The organism is Streptomyces sp. AK010, from assembly GCF_014207295.1.
GTDB classification, from domain to species: domain Bacteria; phylum Actinomycetota; class Actinomycetes; order Streptomycetales; family Streptomycetaceae; genus Streptomyces; species Streptomyces massasporeus.
In genome coordinates, this window is the sequence record NZ_JACHCX010000002.1 from 346,115 (window position 1) to 356,245 (window position 10,131).

11 protein-coding genes and 1 pseudogene are annotated in these 10,131 nt (G+C 72.8%); 4 read left to right on the forward strand and 8 right to left on the reverse strand.

The genetic code is table 11. The features are described 5' to 3' along the window. Positions 1–378 (reverse strand): annotated as a pseudogene (locus HDC93_RS38135) (D-alanyl-D-alanine carboxypeptidase); the annotation flags it as partial. A gap of 236 nt (positions 379–614) precedes the next feature. On the opposite strand from HDC93_RS38135, the gene HDC93_RS04840 reads away from it, so the two are divergent. The 3 genes from HDC93_RS04840 (at position 615) to HDC93_RS04850 (ending at position 2,864) form a co-directional block, all read left to right on the forward strand. Continuing rightward, complete coding sequence (locus HDC93_RS04840) at positions 615–1,370, forward strand: GPP34 family phosphoprotein (protein WP_185007477.1); 756 nt, start codon at positions 615–617, stop codon at positions 1,368–1,370. A gap of 247 nt (positions 1,371–1,617) precedes the next feature. Next, positions 1,618–2,475, forward strand: a complete 858-nt coding sequence (locus HDC93_RS04845; protein WP_185007480.1) for a helix-turn-helix transcriptional regulator — start codon at positions 1,618–1,620, stop codon at positions 2,473–2,475. 197 nt (positions 2,476–2,672) lie between these two features. Next, the gene (locus HDC93_RS04850) at positions 2,673–2,864 is read left to right on the forward strand and encodes a DUF397 domain-containing protein (protein ID WP_185007481.1); all 192 of its coding nucleotides are present in this window, start codon (positions 2,673–2,675) and stop codon (positions 2,862–2,864) included. A gap of 107 nt (positions 2,865–2,971) precedes the next feature. On the opposite strand, the gene HDC93_RS04855 is transcribed toward HDC93_RS04850, so the two are convergent. The 3 genes from HDC93_RS04855 to HDC93_RS04865 all read right to left on the reverse strand — a co-directional run bounded on the left by HDC93_RS04855 (position 2,972) and on the right by HDC93_RS04865 (position 5,597). After that, positions 2,972–3,856, reverse strand: a complete 885-nt coding sequence (locus HDC93_RS04855; RefSeq protein WP_185007483.1) for a MerR family transcriptional regulator — start codon at positions 3,854–3,856, stop codon at positions 2,972–2,974. Between the two features lie 70 nt (positions 3,857–3,926). Next, the gene (locus tag HDC93_RS04860) at positions 3,927–4,430 is read right to left on the reverse strand and encodes a glutathione peroxidase (protein WP_260419410.1); all 504 of its coding nucleotides are present in this window, start codon (positions 4,428–4,430) and stop codon (positions 3,927–3,929) included. Between the two features lie 174 nt (positions 4,431–4,604). Next, on the reverse strand, positions 4,605–5,597 hold the full coding sequence (locus HDC93_RS04865; protein WP_185007485.1) for a helix-turn-helix transcriptional regulator: 993 nt from the start codon (positions 5,595–5,597) through the stop codon (positions 4,605–4,607). A gap of 69 nt (positions 5,598–5,666) precedes the next feature. Between HDC93_RS04865 and HDC93_RS04870 the strand changes: the two genes are divergently transcribed. Then, the gene (locus HDC93_RS04870) at positions 5,667–6,863 is read left to right on the forward strand and encodes an MFS transporter (protein WP_185007487.1); all 1,197 of its coding nucleotides are present in this window, start codon (positions 5,667–5,669) and stop codon (positions 6,861–6,863) included. Between the two features lie 92 nt (positions 6,864–6,955). On the opposite strand, the gene HDC93_RS04875 is transcribed toward HDC93_RS04870, so the two are convergent. The 4 genes from HDC93_RS04875 to HDC93_RS04890 all read right to left on the reverse strand — a co-directional run bounded on the left by HDC93_RS04875 (position 6,956) and on the right by HDC93_RS04890 (position 9,884). Further along, entirely contained in the window at positions 6,956–7,441 is a 486-nt protein-coding gene (locus HDC93_RS04875; protein ID WP_185007489.1) for a MarR family winged helix-turn-helix transcriptional regulator, read from the reverse strand. Between the two features lie 68 nt (positions 7,442–7,509). Then, entirely contained in the window at positions 7,510–8,193 is a 684-nt protein-coding gene (locus HDC93_RS04880; RefSeq protein ID WP_185007491.1) for a nucleotidyl transferase AbiEii/AbiGii toxin family protein, read from the reverse strand. A gap of 235 nt (positions 8,194–8,428) precedes the next feature. Continuing rightward, the gene (locus HDC93_RS04885) at positions 8,429–9,262 is read right to left on the reverse strand and encodes an SAM-dependent methyltransferase (RefSeq protein ID WP_185007493.1); all 834 of its coding nucleotides are present in this window, start codon (positions 9,260–9,262) and stop codon (positions 8,429–8,431) included. A 139-nt stretch (positions 9,263–9,401) separates the two neighbouring features. Beyond that, positions 9,402–9,884 carry a hypothetical protein gene (locus HDC93_RS04890; RefSeq protein WP_185007494.1) on the reverse strand — a complete coding sequence of 161 codons (483 nt, stop codon included), beginning with the start codon at positions 9,882–9,884 and terminating at the stop codon, positions 9,402–9,404. Between the last annotated feature and the right edge of the window lie 247 nt (positions 9,885–10,131).

Genomic DNA, 10,131 nt, shown 5'->3' on the forward strand with positions numbered 1-10,131 from the left:
GCCGTCCGCCGCGTCCTCGGCGCCCGAGTCGCCCGCGGCTCGCCCGGCGTCGCCCGCCGCGCTCTCCGTGCCCGAGTCGCTCCCGGCCGCCGCCTCGGCGTCCGCAGCGGACGCAGCGCCCCGGTCCGCGTCGTCCTCCCGCTCCGAGTCGCCCGCGGCGCGCCCGGTGTTCTTCGGGTCCTCGGCCGTGCGTGTGGACAGCACGCGCGTCGCCGTGCCGGCACCGCCTCGTGCCGAGGACTTCTCCGCGTCCCGGGCCACCGCGAGCCGCGGGTCGGCGGCTTCGCTCCTGGCTTCCGGAACCGGACTCGCGCTCCCCGACGTCTTCCGTGCCGACGACTCGCGCTGCTTCGACCTGTCGGGGGACTCGCCCGCCACCGATGCCTCCTCCTCGCGCCGCTGCTGCCCGCGTGCGCGTACCGAACCGTGAACCGCCGCCCGTGACACCGCTCCGGCGCTGTCCGAACCATGTACCAGTGTCCTGTGTGCGGGCCAAACCCATCCGGTAGACGAGAACGACATACCTACTGGTTCCACTACGAACCGGTCACGCACCCTCGACAGACCAATGTGAGAGGGGTCACCCTGTCTTTCATCCACGCGGGGAGGCATGGATGGGCAGGAGCCGCAGAACACTTCCGGAGGAGCTTCTGTTGCTGGCGTTGGACCCGACCACGGGTACCACCGCACAGCCGCAGTCGCTCGACCTCGGTCTGGCCGGAGCACAGCTGGTAGAGCTGGCGCTGGCCGGACGGATAGCCCCAGACGGGGATCGTATCGCCGTGGTGGCGCCACGGCCGACTGGAGATCCAACACTGGACTGCGCACTGGAGTTGCTGCGAAGGCGTGGCGCTCCCGTGCGAGCCGTCCACTGGATTGGCGGGCCGCGTCTCGGGCTGCGCCAGACCTACCTCTCGCATCTGGAGCGGTGCGGCATGGTGCATGCCGTGGCGGGCCAGATGTGCGGGGTGCTGCCGACGACTCGCTATCAGGCGACGGACACCGAGATCAGCCGGGAGATCAAGGCCCGACTGGACTCCGCGATCCGCACCGGCGTACCGCCGGACCCACGGACCGCGGCACTCGCCGCCCTCGCCCACGCGGTCGGCCTCGGCAAGCACCTGTACCCGGGCAACGAGGGACGCTCCTCTCGCTCCCGGCTCAGGGACCTGATCAGGCACGACCCCATGGGCGGTCTCGTCGCGCACGCGGTGATGGACGTCCAGAACGGCGTCGCGGCCCAGCCGCGCCGCAACCCGGCACCGTCCGGCCGTCAGGCCGCCGGCGGCACCAGGCCCGCAGCGGAGCCCGCCCGGGGGGTTCCGATGCAACCGCGCCACGGAAGCATGGCGCGCGTCGCGGCCCACTGAGCCGCGCCGCGCCGGCACGGCCTACGACCGGTACACGCACCACGGGACCCACGAACCCGGTCACGGGAGCCGCTGTCCGAGCGGGGCGGAGAGAGCCACTCTCTTCGCCCCGCTCGGCGTGCCGTGCCCGAACTGGCGTGTACCCGTCGCATATCCACCGTTTCCCAGCGGTAGTAAGCACCTTGGTGGCAGTCTGCTCAACAGCAGATACGCAAAGTAGAGGCACGCAGCCGGAGGTGCACGTCCCGTGGCGTCCAATGTCAATCCCACCGTCCGGAGGCGCCGGCTGGGCCAGGAGCTCCGCAGGCTCCGTGAGCTCAAGGGCATGACGGCCGAAGAGGTGGCCGAGCGGCTGCTGGTGTCGCAGTCGAAGATCAGCCGGCTGGAGAACGGACGGCGCAGCATCAGCCAGCGCGACGTCCGCGACCTGTGCGGGGTCTACGAGGTCGAGGACCAGCGCATCGTCGACTCGCTGATGCAGATGGCCAAGGACTCCCGGCAGCAGGGCTGGTGGCACGCCTTCGGGGACATCCCCTACAGCGTCTACATCGGCCTGGAGACGGACGCCGAGTCGCTGCGGGTCTACGAACCCCAGATCATCACCGGCCTGTTGCAGACCCGTGCGTACGCCGAGGCCATCATCCGCGGCGGTTCGCCGGAGGCGTCGGACGCGGACAACGACAAGCGCGTCGAGGTCCGGCTGCGCCGGCAGGGCCGGATCACCGCCGACACCGAACCGCTGCGGCTGTGGGTGGTCCTGGACGAGGCGTCCCTGCACCGGGTCGTCGGCAGCCGGCCGGTGATGCGCGAGCAGCTGGAGCACCTCATCGAGATGTCGCGGCTTCCCCACATCACCGTGCAGGTCCTGCCGTTCGAGGTGGGCGCGCACGCGGGCATCAACGGCCAGTACTCGATCCTGGAGTTCGCCGACGCGGCCGACTCGAGCGTGGTCTACATCGAGGGCGTCACCAGCGACCTGTACCTGGAGAAGCCGCTCGACGTGCAGAAGTACACGGTGATGTACGAGCACCTGCGCGCCCAGTCGCTCAACGTGGACCAGTCCCGGCAGCTCATCGAGAACGTGGCGAAGGACTACGCGCGCTGAGCCGTCACCGGAGGATGATCTTCCGGCGAGCAGAGCGCGGGATGTTACACCCCTGACACGCCTGACTGGAAGTCTCCTCTGGAATATGCCATCCAGTCGAGTGAATGACTGCTCTGAACGAGGATGCGGGCGAGTAGCGTCGATCACGCCAACCACCAGCACGGGTTGGCGTAAACGCAACTCGCAACGGAGCGAACATGGCAATTCGTCTGGGCGCCACGGAAACGTGGACGACGTCCTCCTACACCAACAACAACGGCGCGTGCGTGATGGTCAGGTCGACCGTCGCCGAGGCCCTGGAGCTCGGGGACACCAAGATCCCCGAGGGCCCCAAGCTGGCGTTTCCCGCCGACGCGTGGAACGCCTTCGTGGCCTCGGTCAAGGTCTGACCTCGCGATCGACAGCACCACAAGCACCACCGACAGAGCCCTCTCGACCAGCATCGCCGTCCTTGCCGAGAGGGCTCCGCTTGTGCCCGCGGTCCCCTGAGAGGGGGTCAGCTCACCGGGAACGCCACGTCACACACCGGGTCCTCGGGCCCCGTGGCCGCCCAGTCCGCGAAGTAGAGCTCCCGGCAGGGGCCCGTCGCCGTCAGTCCCCGCGCCGCCATCCACTCCTCCACCGCCTCGAACGCGGCCAGGATCTGCGGGTGCGCCACCTGCGCCTTGGTGATCCTGGTGTACGCCAGCCGCCGGGCCGGCTCCACCCGGACCGCCGTCTCCCACGCCCTCCCCCGCCGCTCCACCCAGGCCCGGGCCGCCGCCTCGTCGGCCACCGGCACGCACGCCTCCGCGGGGCCGTCGCTCTCCATCGACACCTCCGAGTGATAGGCGACGTACGGCACCCCGGCCACGCCCCCGCACTCCCGGGCCGCCTCCTCCAGCCGGCCCAGCGCCGCCCCGATCCACGCCGGCAGCTCGTCCGCCAGCGTGTGCCGCTTCTCGGAGATCACCACCTGCGCAGGTGTCTGAACCGTCTCGACCGTGAACTTCCCGTACATCTCGGAGCTCCTCCCCGACAGTCGTCCACGGAGGTACTCGGCGAGCGTCCGCTGCCCCGCCACCCGCTCCTCGACATCCGCCCAGTACGCGCCGAGCAGCTCGGCCGCCCCGGGCCCGTCGCCCGCCTCGACCACCTCGGCGATCCGGGCGAGCGGCATGTCCAGCTGCCGCAGCATCGCCACCAGCCGGGCCCGTTCGACCTGGCCGGCGCGGTAGTAGCGGTAGCCGGTCACCTCGTCGACGTGCGCCGGCGCCAGCAGGCCCAGCCGGTCGTACAGCCGCAGGGCCTTCGGCGACAGGCGGGCACGCGCGGCGAACGCCCCGATGGTGAGCAGCTCCAGGTTCGGTTCCGGTCCGTCCACCACGGCATCCTCCGTCATCGGGCGGCTCTTCCGCCCGATGACGAGGACGCTCGGGCCTGACCCAGGGGCAAGGTCAAGCGGCGGGCCGTCAGGCCAGCTGGGCCTCGATCGCCGCCACGACCTCCGCCGCGTCCGGCTCGGTCTGCGGCGAGAAGCGGGCGACGACCTGCCCGTCGCGGCCGATGAGGAACTTCTCGAAGTTCCAGCGGATGTCGCCGCTGTGCCCCTCGGCGTCCGCGAAACCGGTCAGGCGGTCGTACAGCGGGTGCCGGCCCTCGCCGTTCACCTCGACCTTCTCGGTCATCGGGAAGGTCACGCCGTACGTGGCCGAGCAGAACTCGGCGATCTCGTCGGCGCTGCCGGGCTCCTGCCCGAGGAACTGGTTGCAGGGCACGCCGAGGACGCTGAAGCCGCGCCCGGCGTACTGCTCGTGGAGCTTCTCCAGGCCCGTGTACTGCGGGGTCAGACCGCACTTGGAGGCGACGTTCACCACGAGCACCGCCTTGCCCGCGTACTGGGACAGGTCGGCCGGGCCGCCCTGCAGCGAACCGATCTCGACGTCGAGGGGAGAGGAACCGTTGGTAGTCGTCATGAGCAGACCCTAGTGCCGCGGCAGGCAACGTTTGCCCGTCAAGGAGCGGCGTCCGGTGCGTGCTCTCGGCGTGCCGGGTGCATGCCCTCGTACTGGATGTACTTGGGTTTGTGCCCGGTGCGGCGAGAGTGCGTGCCGGGCGTCGCGACGGGGCGAACGTTGCCTGCCGCGGCACTAGCTCCGCCCGGTGCCGGGCCGGCCGCGGGCCTCGGTGGCTTCCACCAGGACCTGCCCCGCCGCCGTCCGCGAGTACAGCACCGACCTGCCCGCCCTCCGCCGCTCCACGAGACCCGCGTCCAGCAGCACCCGCAGATGCCGCCCGACCGAGCCGAGCCCCTGCCCGGTCACGGCGACCAGCTGGCTGGTGCTCAGCGGCGAGCCGAGCCGGACCAGCACGCCCGCGCGGGCCGTGCCGAGCAGCGCGCCGAGGCTCGCGGGCACGGGACTGCCCCCGGGGTCGGCGAGCGCCCCCGCGCACGGGTAGACCAGCGCGTACCGGTCCGTCCCCTCCCACGCCACCCAGCCGAGGCGCTGCGTCGTGATGGGCACGAACACCAGCTCCGCGCCGGACAGCTCGCGCGGCGGGTACTCGTGCGCGTTGACCTGGAGCCGGTTCTCCCCGAGCCACTGCGTGCCCGGCCGGAGCGTGTCCAGCGCGCTCGCCCAGCCGCCCCGGCTGACCTGCGCGGTCCGCGCGACCACATCGGCTTCCAGGATGCGCCGGCGCTGGGGCCAGTACGGCAGCACGGCCGTGGTCCAGACGTACGTCAGCAGGTCCGCGGCGCGCTCCGGGAGGTCACCACGGTGCAGCCGGGCCGGAACCGGGCCGCGCAGGGAGACGGTGAGGTCGGCGCGGGCCGCCTCCGCGTCGGCCGCCCGCACGCGCTCGACCCCCTGCTCGAAGGTCTCCCCGTCGCGCGGAGTGGGGGAGAGGAAGTCGGCCGTCCACTCCCGCCCGATCCCGGCGCGGACCAGCTGCGCGGTCACCGGGTCCCGTGCGAGCCGCCGCCGGTAGGCCGGCAGATGCGCGTCCAGCCACCGCCGCTCGCCGGGATGCGCCGCCTCGGCCCCGTGCAGCAGCCGCAGACTCGCGAAGGCCTCCGCGAACGGCGAGATCACGAACCGGCTCCCGGCCAGGGTGTCGGCGTTGATCTGCCACCAGCCCATGACGTCCCCCACCTTTCGCGTCCCGGCGAAACAATAACGAGCCCTCGCCGCCCGCCGGAGACTCGGCGCATGCGCAGCTACCGGCAGCTCTTCCACACTCCGGAGTTCACCCCCCTCTTCCTCGCCTCCTCGGCCAACGCCGTGGCCCAGACGATCGGCGGCCTGGCCCTGGGTGTCCTGGTGTTCCGCGCGACGGACTCGCCCCTGCTGTCGGCACTGAGCATGTTCGGGCCGTCGCTGACGCAGGTGCTCGGGGCGACGTTCCTGCTGTCGGGGGCCGACCGCCTGCCCCCGCGGTCCACGCTGACCGGCGTCTTTCTCGCCTTCGCCGCCGGCACGGCCGTGCTCGCCCTGCCCGGGCTGCCCGTCTGGGGCGTCTTCGCCGTCCTCGTCGGCCAGGGGCTGGTCGCCTCGCTCGGCGGGGGAGTGCGCTGGGGCCTGGTGAACGAGATCCTCTCCAAGGACGGCTACATGCTGGGGCGTTCGGCCTTCAACATGTTGTCCGGGGTCATGCAGACCGTCGGGTTCGCCACCGGAGGCGTCCTGGTGGCGGTCCTCTCACCGCGGACGGGTCTGCTGCTCGCGGCGGCGCTGTACGTCGTGGCGGCGGCCGTGATCCGGCTGTGCCTGTCGCCGCGCCCGCCCCGTGCCACGGGCCGCCCCTCGGCGTCGGCGACCTGGCGCGCCAACGCCCTGCTCTGGTCCTCGCCGCCCCGCCGCCAGGTCTATCTGGCCCTGTGGATCCCCAACGGCCTGGTCGTCGGCTGCGAATCCCTCTACGTCTCCTACGCCCCCGACTCCGCCGGAACCCTGTTCGCCTGCGCGGCGCTGGGCATGCTCGCCGGGGACGTGCTGGTCGGCCGCGTACTGCCCCCACGCCTGCGCCCCCGCCTGGGCTTCCCGCTCCTGCTGCTCCTGGCCGTCCCGTACGTGCCGTTCCTCCTGCATCCGGCGCTTCCGCTCGCGGCGGCCGCGGTGACACTGGCCTCCGTGGGGTTCGGCGCGAGCCTCGTGCAGCAGGAGCGACTGGTGGCCCTCACCCCCGACGAGCTGTCGGGGCATGCCCTGGGGCTGCACTCGGCGGGCATGCTCACGATGCAGGGGGTCGCGGCGGCACTGGCGGGATCACTGGCCCAACTCACCTCTCCCGCCCAGGCGATGACGATGATGGCCGTGGGGTCGGCGGGAGTGACACTGCTGTTGACGGGGGCGGCGAGACGGGAGGAACTCAGGGCGGTCAGCTGTGAGACCGGCTCAGGAGGGTGAGCTGTGAGACCGGCTCAGGAGGGTGAGCTGTGAGACCGGCTCAGGAGGGTGAGCTGTGAGACCGGCTCAGGAGGGTGAGCTGTGAGACCGGCTCAGGAGGGTGAGCCGCCGGAGACCGCGGCCGTCCCGGCCTCCACGAACACCTCGGGAACCTCGTTGTCCGCCACGACCCGTGACAGCAGGACGGCCAGGCGGTCCCGCTCGGCGCAGCTCAGCCCGGACGGCAGTGCCTCCATGCGTCGGCAGGTCTCGGCGTAGAATTTCCCGGCGAGCGCGGCCCCTTCGTCCGTCAGCCCCACCCGCACGGCCCGTCCGTCGCGCGGGTCGGCCTCCCGCCGTACCAGTCCGCGCCGCACCGTCCGGTCCACCAGCCCGGTCAGGCTCGGCTTCGCCAGCCCGAGTATCTCGCCCAGTTGGCTCATCCCGTACGGCTGGGGCATCAGCACGCACAGCAACTGCCCCTGCTGCGGCGTCAGTCCGTACGCCCGGCCGGCCTCCGCGTACACACCGTCGGCCAGGAACGTCGCGCGCACCAGCGCGGCGACGACCCCCACCTGCCCGGCTGCCCCGTTCCCCATCGGGTCAGGGTACCGACCGGTAGGTCCACGTGCGGGGCGTGCGGGGGCACTCCTGCGTCACTCCGCCGTCACTCCTCGTCCGGGGCCTCGCCCTCGATGAGCCGTTCCGCGATGTCGTCGGCCCACTCCTGGGCCCAGCGGCGCAGCCCGGCGACGGACGGGCCGTCGAGGCCCTGCACCGTGAACGCCCGGTCGTCGAGCCAGTCCGTGCCGGTCAGCCGGGCCTGGAGGTCGGTGAGGTCGAAGGTGTCGGGGGCGTGACGGCGGCCGAGCTCCTCGAGCTCGGGGTGGCTCCAGCGGGCCGAGGCGGCCCGGACGTCGACCAGGTCGCGTGCGAGACCGCGGTCGGCCAGGTCCCGCACCCGGGTGCCGACGAGGTCGTCGAGGGAGAGCGCCGGACCGAGCTCCGTCTCCACGGCCGGGCGCCACAGCACCTCCTTGTGGAGGGCGACCTCGCACTCCACGCCGCTCGGCGCGTCGGTCACGAGGAACTGGGCGGACAGCGGCCCGGCCTCCAGGGTCTGCACCAGCCAGCCGCGCCCCACCAGCCCGCTGCGGACCGTGTCCGCGACGGCCTCCAGCGCGGCCGGGTGCTCGGTGGCCAGGTCCACGTCCGGCCCGGTCCGCTCCACCAGCCCGTGCGCCAGCGCCGCGTACCCGCCCGCGAGGACGAGGGAGTAGGCCTCACCCACCGCCAGCAGATCACCGAGAAGCCGGCCGGTGGAATCGGGGACGGGGAGGGGGTCGGGCATGCCCTGATTATCGCGTGGGGCTGGAGGAGAGCTGAGACGACCGGCCCGGACGGGTGAACGGAGCGGGGTCCCATGCGGGACCGGGGGGGGGGGGAACCGCGCGGCGGGCCTGCGTGGCGAGGCACCTTCTTGGGGGCGGGGGGAACCGCGCGGCGGGCCTGTGTGGCGAGGCGCCTTCTTGGGGGCGCGGGGAACTGCGCGATCAGCCCCCACCCCGCCGCACCCGACCACGCGCCTACGCCTTGCGCCCCACTCCGCAGTACGCATCCACGGCGCCGGCACCGGAACCCCCGGCACCGGAACCGGCATCACCGGAACCGGCGTCACCGGAGGTCTCCGGTCGCCACTCGGGAACCCTCACCACCCCCGGCTCCACCAGCTCCAGCCCGTCGAAGAACCCGGCGATCTCGGCGACCGGCCGGACGTAGTACGGCACCGCCCCGCTCGCGTTGTACGCCTCCGACGCGGCGATCATGCCCTCACTGGTCGCGGTGCTGTCGCTGATCACCAGGTGACTGCCGGACGGCAGCCCGGCCATGAGCCGCCGCACCAGCTCGCGCGCCTGCTCGTAGTCGGCGACGTGGCCGAGGGTGTTGAGGATCATCAGGCCGACCGGCCGCGACAGGTCGAGCGTGCCGGCGGCGGCCTTCAGTACGGCTTCGGGGTCGTACAGGTCGGCGTCCAGGTACGCGGTCCTGCCCTCGCGGGTGCTGGTGAGCAGGGCGTTGGCGTGGGCCAGCACGATGGGGTCGTTGTCGACGTAGACGATCCGGGCGTCGGGAGCGACGCGCTGGGCGACCTCGTGCGTGTTGTCGGCGGTGGGCAGCCCGGTGCCGACGTCCAGGAACTGGCGCACCCCCTGCTCACCGGCGAGGTAAGCGACGGCCCGTCCCAGGAACCGGCGGCTCGTGACCGCCACGTCGACGAGGCCCGGGAAGATCGACTTGATCTGGTCGCCGATCTCGCGGTCGACCTCGTAGTTGTCCTTGCCGCCGACGAAGTAGTTCCAGAAGCGGGCCGAGTGCGGCTTGGAGGTGTCGATGCGGTCGCGCAGGCGGTCGTCGGGCACGGCGGGGCCTCCTGGGGGGCGGGGAAGGGGGGGACCGGTTCACCAACCTAGGCGAACTTCCAGGTGAGGTAGCGGTGTTGTCCCTCCCGCTGCCGCCCCGCCGTGGAGTTTCGGCCACGGCGGGGCGGCAGTGCGGGCGCTACATCCCGCGGGAGGCGACACCCCACTCGGCGCCGCCGTCGTGCCCGCGGCCCTGGGTGGCCAGCCAGAACGCCCACGCCAGGGACCACAGCAGCAGCCCGGCGGCGATCGGCGTACCGAAGATGATCAGCAGCCCGGCTCCGATGTTGGCTCCGATGCCCCCCGCGGTCAGGATCCGCCACCCCACACCGGCCATGAGCCCGAGCGCCACCAGCGGCCCGAGCACGCCCCACCAGCGCTGGTCCATCGCCCCGCGCAGGGACCGCCGCACGAACACCACCGCACCGGCCACCGCCAGCACCAGCGCGAGCCCCCCGGCGACCGCGGCCACGCCGTCCCCGATGTCCCACGGCTGGAACGCGTAGTTCAGCTCACTGGCCGGAAGCCCGGCGGAGTTCCGCTGCCCCATCAGTCCCCAGGCGGCCACAGGCACCCCGCCGACGAGCGCGGCCCCCGCCGCCACGATTCCCCGATTCGTCATACGGCCAGGATCGGGGCGCGGTGCGGGGGGCGTCATGAGCACGCGTACTCAAGTACGACATGCGCTCACGTGCCCGCACGCCGCCTGCCCCGGGCCGTCCCTCCAGAACCACCCGTGGCGGGGCCGGGGGGGGGGGGGGGGCGCCCCCCGGGGGGGGGGGGGGCCCCCCCCCCCCCCCCCGGGGGGGGCCCGGGCCCCCCCCCCCCCCCCGGGGGGCCCGGGGTGGGGGCGGGGGGGGGCGGGGGCG